The following is a 394-nucleotide window of genomic DNA, read 5'->3' on the forward strand; positions in this document are numbered from 1 at the left end:
GTGATCCTCGCGTCCGGGACGCCCTGCTCACAAGGCATCGAGCTCGCTGACCTTCCACTCGCCGTCCACGTCCTCCAGGCTCACCAGCACCCGGTCGAGGTCGAGGAGCGGCTCCTCGAGCCCGCGACCGGTCGTGCGCTGGTTGACGACGACCAGCACCCGGGCCGCGGTCGGCGTGGCCGTCACGAGGGCGGTGTCGACCACCTCCGCCGAGACGACCGTGCGCTCGCGCTGACCGGTGGTCCCGGTGCCGGCCATCGTGCGGTCGTAGCGAGTCTGCATCGCAGTGGTCATGAGGGCCCGCGCCTGCGCCTTGTCCTCGGCGAGGGTGTCCCACGAGTAGCTGTAGGCACGGGTCGCGGCCTCCGCGGCCACGTCTCGGACCTCCTGCTTC

General features: G+C 71.6%; 1 protein-coding gene. It reads right to left on the reverse strand.

Annotated elements, in window-relative coordinates:
* Positions 1 to 27: 27 nt before the first annotated feature.
* On the reverse strand, positions 28 to 394 hold a 367-nt coding region (locus J1781_RS00125; protein ID WP_217232987.1), incomplete at its 5' end, for a hypothetical protein.

It is taken from the genome of Rahnella perminowiae (assembly GCF_019049695.1).
Lineage (GTDB): Bacteria > Pseudomonadota > Gammaproteobacteria > Enterobacterales > Enterobacteriaceae > Rahnella > Rahnella perminowiae.